We start from the raw sequence: 20,308 nt of genomic DNA, 5'->3' as shown, positions 1-20,308 counted from the left end.
TCGGGTCTGTGTGTGCCCAGCCGCCGCGGCCGGCGGAGAATCGAATCATGTTGGTGATCAGGGAGAAGTTTTTCTCGATCGGTGACGACTTCGACGTTCTCGACGAGAACGGCCAGAAGGTCTACCGGGTCGATGGAAAGGTACTAAGCGTACGCAACAAGGTGGTGATCGAGGATCCGGCCGGCAACGAACTGGCCACGGTGCACCGCCACCTGGTCGCGATGCGGCCGACCTACGAGATCCGGATCGGCGGCGAGAAGGCGGCCGAGGTCCGCAAGAAACTGTTCACCCCGTTCCGGGACAGGTTCACCATCGACGTGCCCGGGCCGGACGACCTGGAGATGAAGGGCGACCTGCTCGACCACGAGTACGTCATCGAGCGCGGCGGGGCCGAGGTGGCCGCGGTCTCCAAGCGGTGGCTGACCATCCGTGACACCTACGCCGTCCAGGTCACCCCGGGCGAGGACCCGCTGCTGATCATCGGCAGCGTGCTCGCCCTCGACGTGGCCCTGGAACGCCAGGAGAAGAAGGAGGAGAAGAAGGACGACGACGACGACGACTGATCGTCAGCGCGACGTCGTCGGTCCAGTCCAGCGCGGCGGCATCCGACTCCGACGGGAACGGGATCGCGCCCTGGCCGGTGCGGATGCTGCGGACCCAGTGGCGATACGGCGAAGCCAGGCGGCGGGCGGTCTCGTCGTCGTCGGCCACCACCACGTCGGCCGAGACCATCACCTTCGGCTCGGCCAGCACGCCGGACGGCTTGAACGCGGCCCGGTAGGCCTCGACCGCCTCCAGCACGGCGGCCGGGGCCACGTGGTAGTTGGCCGCGAACGGCAGGCCGCGCTCCCCCGCCACCTGGGCGCTGAGGCCACCGCTGGAGCCGAGGATCCAGATCTCGACGTCGGCGCCGAGGCCGGGAACGGCCCGTGCCTGGTTGCCCTCGTCGTCGGTGATCGGGCCGGCCAGCAGCGCCTGGATGTCGGCCAGGACCTCGGGCAGGTCGGGCGACTCGGCGCCGGGCTGCTGCAGCAGGCGGGCGAAGAGCGCGAACCGCGCCGAGGCCAGCAGCGGCGCGAACGAGAACGGGGCGGGGATCAGCAGGCCGTCGACGGTCCGCGCCGGCTCCGGCTCGGCCGCCGAAGCCGGCGACGACGACGACGTTCGCCGCTGACCGGACCGCCCCAGACCCAGGTCGAACCGGCCGGGATGAAGGGCGTCGAGCAGCCCGAACTGTTCGACGATGGTCAGCGGCGTCTGATGCCCGGTCTGCACCGCCCCGGACCCGAGCCGGATCCGCGAGGTGTGCGCCGCGATCTGGCCGAGCAGCAGGGCCGGCTGGGACGAGGCCACCCCGGGCGTGAAGTGGTGCTCGGCCACCCAGTAGCGGGCGTGCCCGAAGGCCTCGGCCCGTTGCGCGAGGTCGATGGTCCGGCGCAGCGCGTCACCGGCGGTCCCGCCGGACACCAGCGGGGCCAGATCGAGGATCGACAGGGGTACGGGCCTGCGGGCTGCCGACCAGGATGGACCTGCGGTCGATGGCGTCCTCCAGCGTCGGGAAGACCGGTTCCAGGCCGAGCCGCCGGAACATGGCCAGCCGCTTCTGGCAGATCGGCCGGTACGTCAGGCGCCCGCCCGAGAGGTTGTCCAGGGTGGAGTAGTCCTCGAAGGCGCGCACCGGGTCGAGCAGGCTGAGCGTGGTGACCCCGGTCCACAGTTCGATGCGCGAGGTCCGGGCGGCGATGTGGCTGAGCACGACCGGCCGCGAGGACGAGATGAACGGGCGCTCGTGACGCTCGCCCACGGCGTACCCGTCGAATCCCAGCTCTTCGCCCAGGACCGCGTTGTCGACCACCTCGCGGAACCGCTGTTCCGGCGACTGCGCCGGGTCGGTGTGCGTGATCAGCGTGAGCAGCAGGAACTTCATGACAGCCCCAGGTGTCCGCGCAGGGTCGACGAGGTGTACTCGGTGCGGAAGACGCCGCGCTCCTGGAGCAGCGGCACCACGGTGTCGACGAATTCGTCCAGGCCGGTCGGCGTCAGGTGCGGCACCAGGATGAAGCCGTCGCAGGCGTCGGTCTGCACGTACTCGTTGAGCAGCTCGGCGACCCGGGCGGGGGTGCCGATGAAGTTCTGCCGGCCGGTCACCTCGATGATGTCGAACTGGTCGCCGCGGTGGCGGAACTCGCCGCCGCCGGTGTCCCACAGCTCCTTGGCGGTCCGGATGAACTCGCCGGCCCGCTCGTACCGCTGCTCGTAGGGCAGGAAGCCGCCGCGGCGGAAGTTGGCGCCGAAGAACGGGCCCGACGAGGTGACCACGTTCCAGGCCGCCCGGCCGCCGGAGAGGTGGTCGAGGGTGGCCAGCTGACGGGCCAGCTCGTACGGCTCGTGGAAGGTGGCGTTGAGCGTGCCGGCCAGCCCGAGACGGGTGGTGACGCCGGCCAGCGCGGCCAGCACGGTCAGCGTGTCCGGCCGTCCGACCACGTCCAGATCGTGGATCCGGCCGCGCTGTTCCCGCAGCGCCAGCCCCTCGGCCAGGAAGAAGAAGTCGAACTTCCCGCGCTCGGCGGTGCGGGCCAGGTGTTCGAAGCTGGCGAACTCGATCTGGCTGCCGGCGTCGGGGTCGCTCCACACGGTCGTGTTGTTCACGCCCGGGAAGTGCGCGGCGAGGATCACCCGCTTAGGCAACGTGGGCCCCTGTTCGTAGCGGTTGATCGCGGGTGCGAGACCGAGGCGTTCCCGGAGCGTCCCGGCCTTCGGCTCGAACAGTCCTCGCCGGCGCAGCAGCGGCACCAGCTCGCGGGTGACCGGGTCGAGCTCGCCGCGCAGCCGGAAGCCCGGGACGCCGAGGGCGTGCCAGTCGGCGAGCAGGTCGGCCAGCTCGGTCACCGACCCGGTGTGCACGTACGCGTCGGATTCCACCGGGTTGCCGGGCGAGTAGACCAGGTCGACGTGACCGGGAAGGTCGAACGTGCCCGGCGTCGGTGTCACGAGCACGATGTCGGCGGCCCGGGTGGCGAACTCGTGCGCCTCCCAGGTGGATCCCGCGTCCGTCCGGACATTTTGGCCGGCTGAGCAGGCCGCCAGCATCAGGACCGAGGCCGTTGTCGCGATGCCTTTGCGCAGCATCAGGCGGCTTTCGGGTCGAGCTGGGCGTAGCGGCCGGCGTGGTAGACCAGCGGGGTCGCGTCCTCGTCGACCACGTGGTGACCGGTCTCCGGGGTGGCCAGCACGATCGAGTGGTCGCCGGCCTCGACCCGCTGGACCACGCGGCAGACCATGCGGGCCAGCACGCCGTTGAGCAGCGGCACGCCGTCCGGCCCGGCCTGCCAGTCGCCGTGCGTGGCGAACCGGTCGATGCCGCTGGTCGCGAAGGTCCGGGCGACCTTCTCCTGGTCCTGGCCGAGCACGTGCACGGCGACGGTGCCGGCGGACGCGACGGCCGGCCAGGAGGACGCGTAGTGCGCCAGGCAGAACGACACCAGCGGCGGGTCGAGCGAGACGGACGTGAACGAGGTGGCGGTGAACCCGGCCGGCGGCGTCCCCGGGGCGGTCACGACGACGACAGCGGCGGCGTGGCGGCGCAGCAGCGCGCGGAACAGATCAGCGTCCACAGCGGGGTCCTGACGGATCGGAGCGATGGTCACGATGGCCCTCCTCAGTGCTTCTACCTCGATATCCTATGGGAGAGATGGGGATTTGATCGATGCTAATTGCTGATCGGTCTGATCATGCGTCGGCCGGCTCAGGACGCGGCGCGCAACGGGGTGGCCAGGGTGCCGCGCAGCGCCTTGGCGACCGCGGCGCCCAGGGCCGGATCAGCGCCCCGGCGTGCGCGCAGATGCAGCGACACCGGGGCGATCGGCGGCAGGTCGGGGCGTTCCTCCAGGCCCAGCGGACCGCCGCCCGCGTCGGCCAGCAGGGCGACGCCCAGACCGGCGCGGGCCGCGTCGACCACGCCGGCGACGTACCCGCACTCACAGGCCACGTACGGCTCCAGCCCCCGGGCGTCCAGCGCCGCCAGGGCCCGCTGCCGGAGCAGGCACGGCTCCTCGACGGCGATCAGCGGCCAGCCGCCTGCCTCCGGCGGGGCCCAGCCCGGCGCCGCGAACCAGCGCAGCGGCAACGCGCCCACCGACGACCCGCCCGCGTCGGTCAGCACCACCGCGAGGTCCAGCGACCCGCGTTCCAGGGCGTCGACCAGCCGGGCGGTGCGGTCCACCCGGAACCGCAGCCGCACCCCCGGTGGACCGCCCGTTCGACGAGCAGACCATCAAGAGCGCCTTCGAACTCGACGAGAACGCCACCCTGCCGGCCGGCCGCACCACCCGCCTGCGGGGCCGCTCGTGGTCGGCGCACGCCCCCATCCGCCGCGTCGAGGTCAGCACCGACGGCGGCGTGTCGTGGCGCCACGTCCGCAAGGTCGGCCCGTCCACGGCCTGGCAGCGCTGGGAGTTCGACTGGCGCCCGGCCACCGCCGGTCCCGCCGAGCTACGCGCCCGCGCCACCGACGCCCGCGGCAACACCCAGCCCGAGACCACGGTCCACAACACCCTCGGCTACCTCTTCGACGCCGTCGTCCGCCACCCGGTCCAGATCAGCGCGGCCTGACCAACCCCCGCTTCCGCCGCGCCGTCACACGGGCGCCCGTGTGACGGAATCGACGAGACGATGACCTGCGGGTCCGCTTGACTGAGGGGATGGCGCTGAAGGATCTTCCGCGGGCCATCGAGGCTCGCGGCGTACGGCACAACACGCTTCGTGATCTTGATGTTGACGTGCCGCTGTGGCAGGTCGTCGTGGTGGCGGGGGTGTCCGGGTCGGGCAAGACGTCACTGGCGATGGGCACGCTGTACGCCGAGGGTCTGCACCGGTTCCTGGCCGGCCTCAGCACGTACAGCCGCCGCAGGCTCACCCAGGCCGAACGCCCCGACGCCGACCGCATCGACCACCTGCCGCCGGCGCTCGCGCTGCGGCAGCGCCCGCCGGTCCCGGGGCCGCGCAGCACGGTCGGCACGATGAGCGAGGTCCTGAACGTGCTCCGGCTGATCATGTCGAGGCTCGGGACGCATCGCTGCCCCAACGGCCACGACGTCCCCCCGTCGATCACCACGCAGGCCATGGAGATCGCTTGCCCGGTCTGCGGCGTAGGGTTCGAGATGCCCGGCGCCGAGTCGTTCGCGTTCAACTCGACGGGCGCCTGCCCGGCCTGCAACGGCATCGGCACCCGGTTCGAGGTCGACCCGGACACGCTCGTCCCCGACCCGGACAAGTCGATCGCCGACGGCGCGGTGCTGCCGTGGAACGTCGGCGGCCGGCGACTCAGCATGTACGCCGCCGGTGAGCTCGGTGTCCGCCTCGACGTGCCGTACCGGGAGCTGTCGGCCAAGGAGAAGAAGCTGGTCATGCACGGCAGGCCGGTGAAGCAGCCGGTCACCGTGTCGGGGCGCAACGGGCGGGCGGTCGAGCTGAACGTCACCTACGACAACGCGATCACCGCCGCCGAGAAGTCCGAGAGCGCCAAGTACCTGAACGCGCACACCTGCTCGGTCTGCCACGGGGCCCGGCTGCGCCCGGAGGCGCTCGCCTCCCGGCTGGACGGGCGGAACCTGGCCGAGATCAGCGCGCTCGACCTCGATCGCCTGGCCGCGTTCGCCGACGGCCTGCCGCCGCTGATGCCGGCCGAGCTGGACCGGATGACCAAGGGCCTGATCGGCGAGCTGACCGGGGCGATCGCCCCGCTGCTCGACCTCGGGCTCGGCTACCTGGGCCTGGACCGGGCGGGCGCCACCCTGTCGACCGGCGAGCGGCAGCGGATCGAGCTGACCTCGACCGTACGCGCGAACACCACCGGCATGCTCTACGTGCTCGACGAGCCGTCAGTCGGCCTGCATCCCAGCAATGTCGAGGGACTGCGCCGGACGATCGACGCGCTGGCCGCCAACGGCAACTCGGTGGTGATCGTCGAGCACGACCTGGACGTGATCCGCACCGCCGACTGGATCATCGAGATGGGCCCCGGCGCCGGGCGGCTCGGCGGCACGGTCATCGCCCAGGGCACGCCGGCCCAGATCGCCAAGAACAAGAAATCGATCATCGGGCCCTACCTGGCCGGCCGGCCCGCGGTGGAAAGGGCTTCGACCGGAAGCCCGAACCAGCACGCGACGATTGAGGTGACCAGCCTCTACAACGTGCGCGACGTGACGGCGAGCATCCCGATCAACCGGCTCACCGCGCTGGCCGGCCCGTCCGGCGCCGGCAAGACCGCGCTCGTGCTCGACAGCCTGGTCCCGGCCGCCCGCGCCCGCCTCGCCGGCCGGCCCCTGCCCGGCCACGTCCGGACGCTCGAACTGGGCTCGATCCGCCAGGTGGTCGAGATCGACGCGACCCCGATCGGTCTCAACGCCCGGTCCACGCCCAGCACCTACTCGGGCGCCTTCGACGCGATCCGCGCCCGCTTCGCCGTCGCCTCCGGGATGACGGCCGGCCACTTCTCCTTCAACACCAGGCAGGGCCAGTGCCCGACCTGCCGCGGCCTCGGCTCCGTCGACCTCGACGTGCAATACCTGCCCGACATCAACGTCACCTGCCCCACCTGCCAAGGAGCCAGGTTCAAGGACGAGATTCTCGGCGTACGGGTGGACGGCGCGACCATCGCCGACGTGCTCGGCCTGACCGTACGGGAGGCGCTCGACCGGTTCGCCGACGTGGCCGCGATCGCCCGCCCGCTGCGCCCCATCCTCGACGTCGGGCTCGGCTACCTGCGCCTCGGCGAGCCCACGCCCGCCCTGTCCGGCGGGGAGTCGCAGCGCCTGCGGATCGCCGCCCGCCTCAGGTCCAGCCAGCGGGACGTGCTCTACGTGCTCGACGAGCCGTCGACCGGCCTGCATCCGGTGGACATCCGTACCCTGGTCGAGGTCTTCGATCGGCTGCTGGCCGACGGCGCCACGATCGTCGTGATCGACCACGACCTGGACGTCCTGGCTGCGGCCGACCTGGTGATCGACATGGGCCCGGGCGGCGGCCCGGCCGGCGGTCGCATCGTCGCCCAGGGCACGCCGTCCGAGGTGGCCGCCGACCCGGCCAGCGTCACCGGCCCGTACCTCAGGGCCTAGTCCGGGCCAACCAGCAGAACGCTGTGCGACGGCTGGACCCGGCGGTATTCTCCCGCCATGCGACCGCTCCGCTATTCCATCAACGTCACCCTCGACGGGTGCTGCGATCACCGGGCCGGCACGCCGGACGAGGAACTGCATCGCTACACCGCCGAGATCCTGGGCCGGGCCGATGCTCTCCTGTTCGGCCGGGTGACCTACGAGATGATGGAGGCGGGCTGGCGGCAACCGGCGGAGCCCGGAACCCGGCCCGACTGGATGGAGCCGTTCGCCCGGACGATCAACGCCACCAGGAAGTACGTCGTGTCGAGCACCCTGGACCAGGTCGACTGGAACGCCGAACTGGTGCGCGGCGACCTGGCGACGGCCGTTCAGCGGCTCAAGCAGGAGCCGGGCAAGGGGATCTACGTCGGAGGCGTGACGCTCCCGCTGGCGCTGGCCGAGCTGGGCCTGATCGACGAGTACGAGTTCCTGGTCCAGCCCAGGCTGGCGGGCCACGGACCGACGCCATTCGCGGGCCTGTCCAAGTACGTCGACCTGACGCTGGTGGGCCGCCACGAATTCCGCTCGGGCGCGGTGGCGTTGAGGTACCAGACCAGATGATCACCCGGCGGGTCGGGCAGCCCGGTCCCCGCCGACCTCTCAGGTGATCAGGGTCTTCTTAGGCCGGAGAACGCAGAACTCGTTGCCTTCGGGGTCGGCGAGCACCACCCAGGACTCGTCACCGGTCTGCCCGATCTCGACCCGGCGCGCGCCCAGCCCGACGATCCGGTCAACCTCGGCGTCCCGGCCGTCCGGGCCGGGCGCAAGGTCGAGGTGGAGGCGGTTCTTCACCACCTTGGGGCCGTCCGTCGGCATGAAGCAGATTCCGACCGGCGCGTTCTCCTCGGGCCCGATGACAACTTCGCGCTCGCGCTCGGAGAGGATCGGCCAGTCGAGCACACGCGACCAGAACCGAGCCTGAGCCGGCAGATCAATCGCGTCGATGACGATGTGGTGCAGTGACACGGTCATGCCCGTCAGTCTGCGGGAGACGTCCGACGTTGCGCGTGCGACCCATCCGCTCGACGCCTCGACTCGGCCGACTGTGTGAAGGCCTCGAAAAAGCGACTGGGCCGGCGTCGGCGGTCGCAGGGGCCCGTCCTTACAGGTTCGGGTTGAAGGTGGTCCGAATCTGAGCTACTTTCGATACGCAACAGTAGCGTAGCGGAAGTGGGTCGGCATGGCGGACGCGGCGCAAGCCCCGGAAAGCAGCGACATGATTCGGTACCCGGCGATGGGCCGGCCTCGGGATTCCCGACGTGACCAGGCCATCCTCGACGCGACGCTGTCCCTTCTGACGGAGGTGGGGTACGAGCAGCTATCGATGGAGGCGGTGGCCGGGCGCTCCGAGGTGGCCAAGACGACGATCTACCGCCGGTACCGCGACAAGGCGGCACTGGTCGCCGCCGCGGTGCGGCACCGCTCGCCCGCCACACCGGCCCAGCCCGCAGGCAAGAGTCTGCGGGAGGACCTTCTTTCCCTGGTGAAGTGGCTCGCGCGGAGCATCGCCGAACAGGAGGTCGGTCTGCTCGGGGCCTTGTTCGCCGGCATGCGCAACGACGCGCGGCTCGCCCAGGAGATGCGGCAGATCCTGCGGCGGGACGAGACCGCGATGACTGACGGGCTTCTTCGGCAAGCGGCCGAACCACTGGCGCCCGGGGCGGCAGCGCTGTTCGCCGAGGTCGCCCCGGCGGTGATCCTGCACCGCATCGTCGTAGCGGGCAAGCCCTGCGACGCTGCCTTCGTCGCGCATCTGGTCGACGACATCCTCCTCCCGCTGATGCGCAATACCTGAGCCCGAGGCGAGGAACCACTCACACCAGAGGAGAAGTATGAAAGTAGTACGCTATGACCGTTTTACGGGCATTGACGGCATCTACCTCGCCGACCTACCCGAACCCGTGCCCGGCCCGGGCGAGGTGGTCGTGCGGGTCGAGGCCGGCGCGCTCAACCCCGGGGCGCTGCCGGCGCTGCACGGCAGCTCGTACACGCCGGGCCGCGATCTCGCCGGAGTGATCGTCGCGGCCGGCGCCGACGTGCACGGCTTCACCGCCGGTGACGCCGTCCTCGGGAGGCTTCAGAGCTGGGACGCCCACGCTCAGCTCGTCGCCATCCCCGTGACCCAGCTCATCAGCAAGCCGGCCGCTCTGCCCTGGGACGTGGCCGGTTCGCTCGCCACCACACCCATGGCCGGCCTCGGCGCCATCCGGGCGGTGGAACCCCGGCCGGGCGAGACCGTGGTGATCTCGGGTGCGTCAGGTGGAGTCGGATTCACCGCCGCCCAGCTCGCGGTTCGTGCCGGGGCGACGGTCATCGGCCTGACCAGCGCCGCGCATTTCGACCTGCTCCGGCGCCATGGCATCGAACCCGTCCGGTACGGCGACGGCGAACACGAGCGGATCCGCACCGCCGCCGACCGAGTGGATGCGTTCATCGACGCCGTCGGTGGCGGCTACCTCGACCTCGCCCTCGACCTCGGCGTTCCGAAGGATCGCATCGACACCGTCGTCGACTATCGGGGAGCGAACGAGAAAGGCGTCAAAGCCCTCGGCACGACCGATGCCGGCGGCAACCCGGCCCTGGCCGACCTGGCCGCCCTCGCCGCCGCCGGCGACCTGCACATCCCCATCGCCGCCGCCTACCCGCTCACCGCCGTTCAAGACGCCTACCGTGCCTTGGCCGACCGCAAACTCCACGGGCGCATCGTGCTGCGCCCTCAAGACGCGGCAGGCGGGCTGACTGGCGAGGATGCTGGGGTCGAGTGTCAACGGCCATGACCTGATCGTTCAGGGCCAATTTTCGGAAATCGGCGACCGGCCGGACATCGGCGAGACCGAGTGCGGGCCCGAGCTACCCTGTCGCCGTGTGCGCTCACGTCCTCATCGCCGAAGACCATCCGATGCAGGCCGAGCTGGTGCGCCGTTACCTGGAGCACGACGGTCACACCACGATGCTGGCCCGGGACGGCTGGGCGGCGGTCGACGCCGCCCGCCAGCACCATCCCGATCTGATCGTGCTGGATGTGATGATGCCCGGCCTGGACGGCATGTCGGCGTGTCAGATGCTGCGCCGGGAGTCCGCGGTCCTGGTGCTGATGCTGACGGCCCGGTCGGCGGAGGCCGACCTGCTGCGCGGGCTCGACATGGGTGCCGACGACTACATGACCAAGCCGTACAGCGCTCGGGAACTGACCGCCCGGGTCCGCACGCTGCTACGCCGGGCACGACCCGCGAGCGAGCCGGACGCGGTGCTGACGGCCGGCCCGCTCCGGCTGGACCTGGGCCGCCGGGAGGTGTGGATGGACGGGCAACCCGTCACCTGCACCGGGGCGGAATTCGAGATTCTGGCGGCGCTGGCCGGCCGGCCGGGGCGCGTGTTCACCCGGCAGGAGCTTCTGAATCGGACGAGCGGCGCGGAACGGGAGAGCACCACCCGCACCATCGACGTACATGTACGGAATCTGCGCAAGAAGATCGAGCCGAGGTCCGATCGCCCGGTGCATCTCCTGACGGTGATCGGAGTGGGATACAAGTTGCGAGAGCGGGACAGTGCCGGCTAGGACGGCGCCGGCGCGGATGTCGTGGCGGCACAGCCTGTTCGTCCGTCTGGTGGCCATCTCGGTGTTGATCTCCATCGGGTCGATCGTGGCGGCCACCTGGTTGGCGGTCGGCCGGACCACGACAGCCATCCAGCAGGCGCAGGGCCGGGCGCTGGGGGACGGCGCCACGATCTACGACTCGCTGATGTACTACGCGGCGACGAATCACACCTGGAACGGGGCCGAGAATCTGGTCGCGGAGCTGGCCGGGCGTTCCGGTCGGCAACTGACGGTGACCGACCTGCGCCGCAAGGTCCTCCTTCGCTCCGGTACGGGCGAGAGCATCCTGCCCGCCGAGCCTTCGGTCCGGCTCGACCCGCTGCAGACGGATCCCACCCTGGATCCCGGCCGCTCCGGTATCGACTCCCGCGCCGTCGGCCCCTTCGCCTTGACCGACGCGGAGAAGGAAGTGACCCGCAAACGCGCGCTGGACGTGCAGGCCTGTATCGGTGCCCGAGGATCCGACCCTCCGCCGCTGAACAACGAGCCGAACGGCCGCGTGGTCGCGGCCTGGGCCGATCCGTCGCCGTTCCAAGCCGATCTCGCCAGCCGATGTCGGGCCGACGACAACTCGATCCCCGTGACGCCGACGGAGACCAAGGCCCTGGAAGCGCTGCAGACCATGGTCAACCGGTGCCTCGGCGAGCACGGGGTGACCGAGACGGTCAGGGTTTATCTCGACTTCACCTGGGAGGCCGGCGACCGCCGCAGCTCTGTCGACGGCGCTGCCCAGACCTGTGTCGCGTTGGCCCGGCGTGAACAGCTGCGACCGTACGTCGCTCCCCCGGCTCTCTTGTTCGTGACCGATCCCGACGGCCACAGCACCAGCTCCTTTCGGCTGTCACGAGGCAATGTGGAACGGATCGCCGAGGTGACCGCGGCCGTGCTGGCCGTTTCCATCGCCGTGACGATGCTCCTCGCCGCACGGCTCGTGCGGCCGCTGCGCGCACTGACCGCCGCGGCGAGCAGCCCGAACGGCGACGCTCCCGCCGTCGCGGTTCGAAGGAAGGACGAGATCGGCATCCTCGCCGGGGCGTTCAACGAGCTGTCGCAGCGGCGGCGTCGAGCCGACGAGCAGCGGCAGGCCGTGGTTCGAGATGTGGCCCACGAGCTGCGCACCCCGGTGACCAACATTCGCGGCTGGCTGGAGGCGATCGAGGACGGGCTCGCCAATCCGCTGTCCGATCCGGCGCTCGCCTCCGCCCTGCTGAACGAGACCCGACAACTCCAGCACATCATCGAGGACCTTCGCGACCTGGCCGCCGGGGATGCGGGTGAGCTGATGTTGCGGCCCGAGCCGGTGCCGGTCGCCGCACTTCTCGACCAGGTGGTGACGGCTCACGAGGGAATCGCCGGGGCGGCCGGCGTCACGCTGCGCGTGCGGGTGGTGGGGAGCCCGCTGCTTCCCGTCGACCCGGTGCGGCTGCGGCAGGCACTGGGCAATCTGCTGTCCAACGCGCTGCGGCACACCCCAGCCGGGGGAATTGTCACCCTTCGGGGCGCCGTGACTGGTGACTGGTTGTCGCTGGAGGTGGCCGACACCGGAACCGGCATCGCCGCGGACGACCTGCCTCATGTCTTCGACCGGTTCTGGCGGGCGGACTCCTCGCGCAGCCGGGACACCGGCGGCAGCGGGCTGGGCCTGGCGATCGTGCAGCAGATCGCCCGGCTGCACGGCGGACAGGTCAGCGTGACGAGCACACCGGGCCAGGGCAGCCGCTTCGTTCTGTCTCTGCCCTACCCGCCGGCCGCCGCCCGCGACGTCGAGGGCGGGCGTTAACCCGATCTTGACATCGGCCGAGCACAGTGCCCGGCATGCGAAAACACCTGCTCCTGGGCGCCGCGTTCTCGGTCGCCGTTGCGTTGGCCGTGGGCGGCTGCGGCAAGGACAAGACCGCCGACACGTCGGTGGCCACTCTCGCCAGCGGAAGTCCGACGGTCCAGACGTCGGCCGCGGCGGATGCGGCCGGTGGTCGCCCGCAGCTACGGCTTGACACGAGCGACGCCGAGCGGTGGCGGATAAACCAGGTCTGGTACCACTGCTTGAAAGATGCCGGAGCGCCGATGTACGAGGCGACGAAGGCCAAGGACGAGCCGGGCTGGCAGCCCGGCGACATCCTTCCGGACACTTCCACCCGGGATCACAAACCGGACCCACGTTTCGCCGAGCCGAAGAAGAAGTGCGCCGACAAGGAGCCGCTCGGGCCGCCGGAGGAAGACCCGAAGCGGAATCCGCATTACGCGGACGGCATGAAGGCCTGGGCCGACTGCCTGCGCGATGCCGGGATGAAGGTGACGGTGGAGAATCTGGACGGTGGTGAGATCAATCTGACGGCCAGCCCCGCCGACGGAAAGACCACCGACCAGGCCTTCGACAACACCTACAAGCAGTGCGAAATGAAGGCCTTCGCCAAATGAGCCATCGACGCGGCCGCCGCCTGATCGTGGCGGCGGCCACCGCGACAGTGCTGGTGGCATCGGCCGCGGTGGTCGTGGGGTGGCGGGGACGACACCACTCATCGTCCGGGCCGGTGGCCGTCGTCGCGGCCGCCACCACCAAGGTGACCAAGGCCGACCTGTCGACGAGCGTCGGACAGCACGGCACGGTCGGCTATGCGGCGCCGCACGTGGTGAAAGACCTGAGCGACGGCCGGGTCACCGGGCTGCCCCCGGTGGGCGCCACCATCGGCCGAGGCCAGCAGCTGCTCCGGGTCGGTGACCGGCCGGTCATCCTCCTGTACGGCTCGACCCCGCTGTTCCGCTCCCTGGACCAGGTCGGCCTGGTGGGCGCGGACGTCAAGGTTCTCCGGGACAATCTGTCGGCCCTCGGCTACCGTACGGGCCACCAGCCGGAGGTCGGCACCACGCTGCACCCGCCGGCCGGTGACCCTGCGACCTCGGCGGACGGCTCCGCCGATGCTGTCGACCAGGGCAGCAAGGACGCCGCCGGGTCCAAGGGCAGCGGCCAGGGTGGGCCGCCGGCGAAGTCGAGTGACGCGTCCGGATCTCGGGGCGGCCCCGGGGCAGCCGTGGTCCTCCGGAAAGGCGCCGCCGAGTTGACGTTGGCCCTGGTGCAGGCCGTGAAGCGGTGGCAGCTGGATGTGGGCCTGCCCGCGACCGGAACGGTGGGGCCGGCCGACGTGGTCGTCGAGCCCCGCAAGGTCCGCGTCGCCGCCGTGACGGCCCGCGTCGGCGACCCGGCCAGCGGCAGCCTGCTCACCCTCGCCTCCACCGAGCGCGTGATCAACGTGTCGATCGACCCGGCCGCCGCCGCCGGCGTCAAGGCCGGCCAGAAGGTCAATCTGACCACCTCGGACAGTAGGTCGGCTCGCGGCACGGTACGCACGGTGACCCAGCCACCGCCCCCGGAGGACGGCGCCGATCAGGGCTCCGACGCGAAGGTGACCGTGACCGTCACCGCGGACGACCCGAACGCGGTGAAAGCCGCCGACGGCAGCAGCATCCAGGTCGGATTCACGGCCGAGGTTCGCAAGGGCGTGCTCACCGTCCCCGTCGGCGCGCTACTGGCGCTCCACGAGGGCGGCTACTGCCTGCAACTGCCGGACGGCCGGCTCATCGCCGTCCGGACGGGCCTGTTCGCCGGCGGCGACGTCGAGGTCAGCGGGGCCGGCGTGCGCGAAGGCATGACCGTGGTGACCGCATCATGACGACCGGCCTGGCCGATCCGGTCCTCGTCGTCTCCGACGCGATCATGGCGTACTCCGGTGGCGTCCGCGCGCTCGACGGGGTCTCGGTCACGATCCGGCCCGGCGAACTCATCGCGATCGTCGGCCCGTCCGGCTCCGGGAAGTCGACCCTGCTCAACGTCATGGGCACCCTCGACCGGCCGACCAGCGGCCGGGTGGAGCTCGGTGGTCGCGACGTCACCGCCCTGTCCGACCGGCAGCTCTCCGCCGTACGCAGCCGGTGGCTCGGCTTCATCTTCCAGCAGTTCCACCTCGCCGACGGGCTCACCGCCGCGGAGAACGTGGCCACCGGTCTGATCTACGCCGGCGTCACCCGGCGGGAGCGGCGCCGGCTCGCCGTGGCGGCGCTGGAGCGAGTCGGGCTCGGACACCGGGTCGAACATCGGCCCCACGAACTGTCCGGCGGGGAACGGCAGCGCGTCGCGATCGCCCGGGCTCTCGCCAACGGCCCCGCTCTCGTCCTGGCCGACGAACCGACGGGCGCCCTGGACACCGTCACCGGGCAGGCGGTGCTGGCGTTGCTGCGCCGGCTGAACGAGGAGGGCACCACCATCGCCGTCATCACTCACGACCGTGACATCGCCGCGAGCCTGCCCCGCCGGATCGAACTGCGCGACGGTCGGGTCGTCTCCGACAGCCGGCTCACCGGGGCTGGCGCCGCGAGTCTCGACGAAACGGTCAGGATGCCGAGATGAGCGCTACGACATACCGGACGGTCGATGTGCGGCCGGTGCGGCTGCGCCCGCTGGAGCTGGTGAGCCTCGGGCTGCTCGGCATCCGTACCCGCCCGATGCGCGCGGTGTTGTCCGCGCTCGGCATCGCGCTCGGCATCGCCACGCTGGTCGTCGTCACGGGAATTCCGGCCGCGAGCCAGCGCGCGCTCGATGCTGAGCTGGAAAGGCTGGGCCCGAACCTGCTGGAGGTGAGTGCGACCGCCGCCGATGCCGAGGACGCCTCATTCCCCCCGGAAGCGGTCAGCATGGCGGCCCGGATCAGGCCGGTGGAAGCCGCCGCAGGCGTCGCCAACACCCACAGCACCGTCTCGCGCAACGACCGCAACGGCGACGCCGACTATTCCGGCGTCGCCGTGCTCGCGAGCACCGACAATCTCCTCGACGCCGTCAACGCCGGACTGAGCTCCGGCCGGTTCCTCGACCCCGCCATGGACAAGCAGCCCACCGTGGTCCTCGGCTCGGTCGCCGCGACCCGGCTCGGCATCACCCGCATCGACCGCGGCGCGCCGTCCCCGCTGGTCTATATAGGACGTCACTGGTTCGCCGTCATCGGCGTCCTCAACCCGACGCCGCTGACCCCCGAACTGGATCGGGCCGCGTTCGTCGGCTGGGACGCCGCGCGGGCGAAGCTCGCCTTCGACGGCCGGTCCACCGTCGTCTACGTCCGCGCGCAAGAGTCGGAGATCGACGCCGTACGCGACGTGCTGCCCGCCACGCTGAACCCCCAGTTGCCCGGCCGAGCCCAGGTCAGCCGCCCCTCGGACGCGCTGGCCGCCAAACGCGCCACCCACCAGGTGTTCTCCTCGCTGCTGCTGGGTCTGGCCGCGATCGCCCTGCTGGTCGGCGGCGTCGGAGTCGCGAACACCATGATCGTCTCGGTCCTGGAGCGGCGCCGTGACATCGGCCTGCGCCGCGCCCTCGGCGCCAACCGGGGACAGATCCGTGGTCAGTTCCTCACCGAGTCCGTCGCCCTGTCCGGGCTCGGCGGGGTGGCCGGGACGCTACTGGGTGCCGCGGCGACGGCCGGCTACGCCCTCTACCAGGGGTGGCCGATCGTCGTTCCGCTTCCCACCATGGCGGCGGGCCTCGGCGGGGCGCTCGTGGTCGGCGCGGTCGCCGGGGTCTACCCGGCAGTCCGCGCGGCCCGTCTCACCCCCACCCAAGCCCTCGCGACGACCTAGACGCTGTGCGTCCGGAACGAGAACAGCACCTACCTCGACGTGGTGCGCGCCCGCGCCGTGACGGCCGCCTGGCTCTACGGCAGCCACCCGGTGCCCGGCCCCACCCTCGGGGCGGCCGAGCTAACCGTCCGCGACACGATGTGGACGACCCTCATCGCCTTGCCGGCCGGTGAGCAGGAACGCCGTGTCGCCGGCCCTGCTCAGCGGCGAGGGTGTACAGCCGGACACTTCGGTTGAACCTTCATACCCGATCGTCCAGGCGGTCCGGGCAACGGCCGGCTGACCACTGTTGACTGTCGGCATGCACACCGATCCATCGACCGTCGTCGACCTGGACGGGCCGCGCGGCCTGCCTGGACTGGGCAACCTGCTCGGTTTCGCCCGGGGCGGCACGCCGCACCGGGCGCTGTACCGATGGCACGAGCGGTACGGCCCGACGTACCGGATGCGCCTGCCCGGGGTGACGGCCGTCGTCACGTCCGCGCCGGCGATCATCCGGACGGTGCTGCGGGACCGGCCGGAAATGTTCCGCCGGGGTCAGTTCGTGTCCGACCTGATCGACGAGCTCGGCGGCTACGGCCTGTTCAGCGCCGAGGGCGAGGACTGGCGACGGTTGCGCCGGGTAGCCACCCGTGGCCTGTCCACCCGCTACCTGCGGCAGTCGTTCGGGACGATCCTGCGGTCGGCCGGGCGGCTGACGGACCGGTGGGGCGCCGCTGCCGCTCGCGGCGAACGGATCGATGTCCTCGAGGACCTGACCCGCTACACGCTCGAGGTGGCCGTCGGTGTCACCATGAATCACGACCTCGGCGCCTCCGGCGGAGCCGATGGCGACCTGCGCCTGCCGCTGGTGTTCGAGACACTGCGGCGCCGGTTGAACAGCCCGGTGCCGTACTGGCGGTACGTACGGCTGCCGGCCGACCGCCGGGCCGACGCGGCCATCGCCCAGGCCCGCGCCCTGATCCTGGACCGCTACGCCGAGGCCAGGGACCTGATGGCGGCCGGCGGTGAACCCCACGACTACCTCACCGCCCTCGCCAAGGCCGACGGCGACGGCGAGGACCCGCTCGGCGAGGACGACGTGGTGGGCAGCGTGCTCACCATGATCGTGGCCGGTGAGGAACCCACCGCGGCCGCCGCCGCGTGGGCGCTTCACTACCTTGCTACCCATCCCGAGGCGCAGCAGCGGGTACGTGCCGAAACCGCCGCGGTGTTCGGACCCGACGGCGCCCCCGGCGACTTCTCGATGCTGGCCCGCCTGCCCTTCGCCGAGGCGGTGGTGCATGAGGCGATTCGGCTGCGGCCGCCGTCGCCGTTCGTCATCATGCAACCGCTGGCCGACACCACGGTCGGCGACGGCGACACGCGGTTGCATCTCGAGCGCGGCACCCCGATCTTCGTGCTGCAGACGTACGGCTCGGCCACCGACGCCGCCCGGTACCCTGAACCCGGCGCCTTCCGTCCGCAGCGGTGGCTCGCCCCGAATCCCGAGGCAGAGTCGAACGCCCAGCCGTATGTGCCGTTCGGCAGCGGTCCCCGCTTCTGCCCGGGCCGCCAGCTCGGGCTCCTGGAGGCGACCTTGATCGTGGCGATGACCTGCCACGCGTACACCATCGAGCCCGACTCGTCCGCCGGACCGGTGGGTGAACGCGAGACGTTCGCACTGTTGCCCACCAACCTGGGTGTCCGCCTGCGCCCGGCCCCGCGGGAACCAGCCTCAGCGGGCCCGCTCCCTTCCGGGCCGGCCGCAGGCCCGAGCCCCGACGGGAATCCGTTGTAGAGCCTGCGGTTCGGCACCGGACGCGAGTAAGTCTCGGCGAGCCCGAGCGGGGTACGGACAGAACCTCCCAGCATCAAGGTCCGCGGACGTACCGTCGAACGCATGGACCACCGCAGCGAGACCCGCGACTTCCTCACCACCCGCCGCGCCCGGATCACCCCGGAGCAGGCCGGGCTGCCGTTCTACGGCGGGAACCGTCGCGTCGCCGGGCTGCGCCGCGAGGAAGTCGCCATGCTCGCCGGGGTCAGCGTCGACTACTACACGCGTCTCGAACGCGGCAACCTCGCCGGCGTCTCCGAGAGCGTGCTGGACTCGCTGGCCCGGGCCCTGCGCCTGGACGAGGCCGAACGCGAGCACCTGTACGACCTGGCCCGGCTGGCCTGCTGGCCAGCTGGGCCGCCCCGGCCGCGGACACGCGGCAGGCCCCCGACCGCGCCTGACCTGCGGCGGTTCCTCATCCCCTCGGCCGCGCTCCCGACGCCGGTGCCGCGCGGTCCTCGACCGGCCGGCCGACAAGTGGTCGGCGCCCGGCGGGTCGAGCGGAACATCGACGCGCTCAGTCCTCCGCGACCCGGAGGACCAGCTTGCCCCGGGTGCGCCCGGTCTCGCCGCGCCGGTGTGCCTCGGCCGTGTCGGCCAGCGGGAACACCTCGTCGACCTCGGCGGCCACCGCGCCCGCGTCGATCAGGGCCGCGATGGTGGTCAGGGCCGCGCCGTCGGGCTCGACCAGGATGCCGGTGGCGCGCTTACCGGCCTGCTGCGCGGCCGTCGCGAGCTCGGCCGAGACCCCGCTGGGTACGGCGATGACGAGCCCCCCGGGCCGCAGAGTTCGCAGCGACCGTACGCCGGTCTCCCCGCCCACCAGATCGAGCACGACGTCGACATCCTCGGCCACGTCTTCGAACCGGGTGGCGTGGTAGTCGATCATCTCGTCGGCGCCGAGGCTCGCGAGCCACTCGTGCCGGCGCGCGTCTTCCAGTCGACCGGGTTGATCCCCGCCGCGGTCACGCGCACCAGCACCTCGGTGGGCAACGGCTCCGGCCGCGGCGCCCGTTCCACGGTCAGCACCTCGGGTCCACCGAACTCGCGCTGGGTGACGGCCCGCATGGTGTTGTCGGCCATTGCTCCTCCTCGGCTCAGGTGCGGTCGACGTCAAAAAACCTTTACCCGGTTACCCGCAAGGCCCCCGGCTCACCTCAACGATGCTCCTCAGGCTTTCCTGCTGCCGAGAAAGCCGACCAGCGCCTCGTTCACGATCTCCGACGCCTCGAGCTGTGGCCAGTGACCCACACCCGCTATCGGCAGGAACCCCTTGAGGTTCGGCACGGTCCTGGCGACATCCTCCTCCTTGAACGCTCGCATCTTTACTGTGCCGTCCGCTGTGCCGAACGCGAAGAAGGCGGGCTGTTGGATTGTCGCCCCGGCGAAGGCTTTTGCCTCGTCGAAGTAGGGCTGCATGGCGCGGTAGATGTTGAGCGGGCCGTGGAAGCCGTCGCGTTCGAAGCCGGCGATCGCCGCCTCGACGTCCTCCCGGTTGGCGAAGGGCGGAATGCCGATCGGCGACGGCCGGTTGAGGCTCTTCTTCGGGTCCATCGGATCCCATGCCTCGGAAGCATCGGGCAGGCCCGATGTCCAGTAGAGCATGCCGGGCAGGGTCGTGGCGGCGTCCGCCCACTCCCTGTCGGCCTCCGGCCGCATCTGCCTGAACATGTAGAAGTCGTCCTCCTTGCCAGCGGACTTCAGCCGCTCGAGCATGCTGGGACCACCCGGTAGCACCGGCGGGACGCTGAGACAGAAGACCGCGTCGAACAGATCCGGCCGCATCATCGCCGCGCTCCAGCTCACCGTCGCCCCGAAGTCGTGCCCGACCAGGGTGGCGCGCTCGATCCCGAGTTCCGCGAGAACGCCGACGAGGTCCCCGACGTGGTAGAAGACCGTGTAGAGCGCGGGATCCTCGGGCTTGGATGTGCCGCCGTAGCCTCGCGTATCAAGCGATATCGCGCGGTAACCCGCGGCCGCGACCGCTGACATCTGCCGGCGCCAGCCCCGCCAACCGTCGGGGAAGCCGTGCACGAACAGCACTGCGGGGCCTTCGCCTTCCTCGACGACGTTCAGCGTGATGCCGTTGGACGCGATGTGCGCCTGCTTCAT

General features: G+C 71.2%; 22 protein-coding genes and 1 pseudogene. 14 read left to right on the top strand and 9 right to left on the bottom strand.

Features of this window, described 5'->3' with window-relative positions:
* Positions 1–47: 47 nt before the first annotated feature.
* Complete coding sequence (locus tag AB0M54_RS13780) at positions 48–563, top strand: LURP-one-related family protein (RefSeq protein ID WP_364471056.1); 516 nt, start codon at positions 48–50, stop codon at positions 561–563.
* On the opposite strand, the gene AB0M54_RS13775 is transcribed toward AB0M54_RS13780, so the two are convergent.
* The 5 genes from AB0M54_RS13775 to AB0M54_RS13755 form a co-directional block, all read right to left on the bottom strand.
* Complete coding sequence (locus AB0M54_RS13775; protein WP_364471054.1) at positions 478–1,467, bottom strand: LLM class flavin-dependent oxidoreductase; 990 nt, start codon at positions 1,465–1,467, stop codon at positions 478–480. The two genes, AB0M54_RS13780 and AB0M54_RS13775, sit on opposite strands and share 86 nt — an antisense overlap.
* Positions 1,445–1,927: an LLM class flavin-dependent oxidoreductase gene (locus AB0M54_RS13770; RefSeq protein WP_364471052.1), complete on the bottom strand. Its 483-nt coding sequence runs from the start codon at positions 1,925–1,927 to the stop codon at positions 1,445–1,447. Before AB0M54_RS13770 ends, AB0M54_RS13775 begins: the two co-directional genes overlap by 23 nt.
* The gene (locus AB0M54_RS13765; protein ID WP_364471050.1) at positions 1,924–3,129 is read right to left on the bottom strand and encodes an LLM class flavin-dependent oxidoreductase; all 1,206 of its coding nucleotides are present in this window, start codon (positions 3,127–3,129) and stop codon (positions 1,924–1,926) included. Before AB0M54_RS13765 ends, AB0M54_RS13770 begins: the two co-directional genes overlap by 4 nt.
* Positions 3,129–3,647 (bottom strand): flavin reductase family protein, encoded by a 519-nt coding sequence (locus AB0M54_RS13760; RefSeq protein ID WP_364317388.1) that lies wholly within the window; start codon positions 3,645–3,647, stop codon positions 3,129–3,131. The genes AB0M54_RS13765 and AB0M54_RS13760 overlap by 1 nt, the downstream gene beginning before the upstream one ends.
* 98 nt (positions 3,648–3,745) lie before the next feature.
* Complete coding sequence (locus AB0M54_RS13755; protein WP_364471048.1) at positions 3,746–4,240, bottom strand: LysR substrate-binding domain-containing protein; 495 nt, start codon at positions 4,238–4,240, stop codon at positions 3,746–3,748.
* Positions 4,241–4,245: 5 nt separating this feature from the next.
* Between AB0M54_RS13755 and AB0M54_RS13750 the strand changes: the two genes are divergently transcribed.
* From AB0M54_RS13750 to AB0M54_RS13740, 3 genes are all read left to right on the top strand, one after another.
* A complete protein-coding gene (locus AB0M54_RS13750; RefSeq protein ID WP_364471046.1) occupies positions 4,246–4,611 on the top strand; it encodes a hypothetical protein in 366 nt (121 codons plus the stop codon).
* Positions 4,612–4,700: 89 nt separating this feature from the next.
* Positions 4,701–7,115 (top strand): excinuclease ABC subunit UvrA, encoded by a 2,415-nt coding sequence (locus AB0M54_RS13745; RefSeq protein ID WP_364471044.1) that lies wholly within the window; start codon positions 4,701–4,703, stop codon positions 7,113–7,115.
* A 57-nt stretch (positions 7,116–7,172) separates the two neighbouring features.
* Entirely contained in the window at positions 7,173–7,718 is a 546-nt protein-coding gene (locus AB0M54_RS13740) for a dihydrofolate reductase family protein (protein WP_364317395.1), read from the top strand.
* A gap of 39 nt (positions 7,719–7,757) precedes the next feature.
* On the opposite strand, the gene AB0M54_RS13735 is transcribed toward AB0M54_RS13740, so the two are convergent.
* Positions 7,758–8,129, bottom strand: coding sequence for a VOC family protein (locus AB0M54_RS13735; RefSeq protein ID WP_364317397.1), 372 nt, complete (start codon positions 8,127–8,129; stop codon positions 7,758–7,760).
* Between the two features lie 208 nt (positions 8,130–8,337).
* On the opposite strand from AB0M54_RS13735, the gene AB0M54_RS13730 reads away from it, so the two are divergent.
* From AB0M54_RS13730 to AB0M54_RS13685, 10 genes and pseudogenes are all read left to right on the top strand, one after another.
* Positions 8,338–8,952 (top strand): TetR/AcrR family transcriptional regulator, encoded by a 615-nt coding sequence (locus tag AB0M54_RS13730; RefSeq protein WP_364471042.1) that lies wholly within the window; start codon positions 8,338–8,340, stop codon positions 8,950–8,952.
* Positions 8,953–8,989: 37 nt separating this feature from the next.
* A complete protein-coding gene (locus AB0M54_RS13725; protein WP_364471040.1) occupies positions 8,990–9,934 on the top strand; it encodes an NADP-dependent oxidoreductase in 945 nt (314 codons plus the stop codon).
* 86 nt (positions 9,935–10,020) lie between these two features.
* A complete protein-coding gene (locus AB0M54_RS13720; RefSeq protein WP_364317401.1) occupies positions 10,021–10,716 on the top strand; it encodes a response regulator transcription factor in 696 nt (231 codons plus the stop codon).
* Positions 10,706–12,535, top strand: coding sequence for a HAMP domain-containing sensor histidine kinase (locus AB0M54_RS13715; RefSeq protein ID WP_364317402.1), 1,830 nt, complete (start codon positions 10,706–10,708; stop codon positions 12,533–12,535). The genes AB0M54_RS13720 and AB0M54_RS13715 overlap by 11 nt, the downstream gene beginning before the upstream one ends.
* A gap of 35 nt (positions 12,536–12,570) precedes the next feature.
* Positions 12,571–13,173, top strand: a complete 603-nt coding sequence (locus tag AB0M54_RS13710; RefSeq protein ID WP_364471038.1) for a hypothetical protein — start codon at positions 12,571–12,573, stop codon at positions 13,171–13,173.
* Positions 13,170–14,423, top strand: a complete 1,254-nt coding sequence (locus tag AB0M54_RS13705; protein WP_364471036.1) for an efflux RND transporter periplasmic adaptor subunit — start codon at positions 13,170–13,172, stop codon at positions 14,421–14,423. The genes AB0M54_RS13710 and AB0M54_RS13705 overlap by 4 nt, the downstream gene beginning before the upstream one ends.
* On the top strand, positions 14,420–15,157 hold the full coding sequence (locus AB0M54_RS13700) for an ABC transporter ATP-binding protein (protein WP_364471034.1): 738 nt from the start codon (positions 14,420–14,422) through the stop codon (positions 15,155–15,157). Before AB0M54_RS13705 ends, AB0M54_RS13700 begins: the two co-directional genes overlap by 4 nt.
* Positions 15,154–16,377, top strand: a complete 1,224-nt coding sequence (locus AB0M54_RS13695; protein ID WP_364471033.1) for an ABC transporter permease — start codon at positions 15,154–15,156, stop codon at positions 16,375–16,377. Before AB0M54_RS13700 ends, AB0M54_RS13695 begins: the two co-directional genes overlap by 4 nt.
* 301 nt (positions 16,378–16,678) lie before the next feature.
* Positions 16,679–18,157 (top strand): cytochrome P450, encoded by a 1,479-nt coding sequence (locus AB0M54_RS13690; protein ID WP_364471031.1) that lies wholly within the window; start codon positions 16,679–16,681, stop codon positions 18,155–18,157.
* A gap of 102 nt (positions 18,158–18,259) precedes the next feature.
* Positions 18,260–18,532, top strand: a pseudogene (locus tag AB0M54_RS13685) (helix-turn-helix transcriptional regulator); the annotation flags it as partial.
* A 181-nt stretch (positions 18,533–18,713) separates the two neighbouring features.
* Here the strand turns inward: AB0M54_RS13685 and AB0M54_RS13680 are convergent.
* From AB0M54_RS13680 to AB0M54_RS13670, 3 genes are all read right to left on the bottom strand, one after another.
* Positions 18,714–19,085: a zinc-binding dehydrogenase gene (locus AB0M54_RS13680; protein WP_364471029.1), complete on the bottom strand. Its 372-nt coding sequence runs from the start codon at positions 19,083–19,085 to the stop codon at positions 18,714–18,716.
* Positions 19,082–19,279 (bottom strand): hypothetical protein, encoded by a 198-nt coding sequence (locus AB0M54_RS13675; RefSeq protein WP_364317413.1) that lies wholly within the window; start codon positions 19,277–19,279, stop codon positions 19,082–19,084. The genes AB0M54_RS13680 and AB0M54_RS13675 overlap by 4 nt, the downstream gene beginning before the upstream one ends.
* A gap of 87 nt (positions 19,280–19,366) precedes the next feature.
* Positions 19,367–20,308 (bottom strand): alpha/beta hydrolase, encoded by a 942-nt coding sequence (locus AB0M54_RS13670; protein WP_364471027.1) that lies wholly within the window; start codon positions 20,306–20,308, stop codon positions 19,367–19,369.

This window comes from Actinoplanes sp. NPDC051470 (assembly GCF_040682035.1).
Classification (GTDB): domain Bacteria; phylum Actinomycetota; class Actinomycetes; order Mycobacteriales; family Micromonosporaceae; genus Actinoplanes.
Note: the sequence above shows the minus strand (reverse complement) of the source record. Positions and strands in the feature narration are given on the sequence as shown.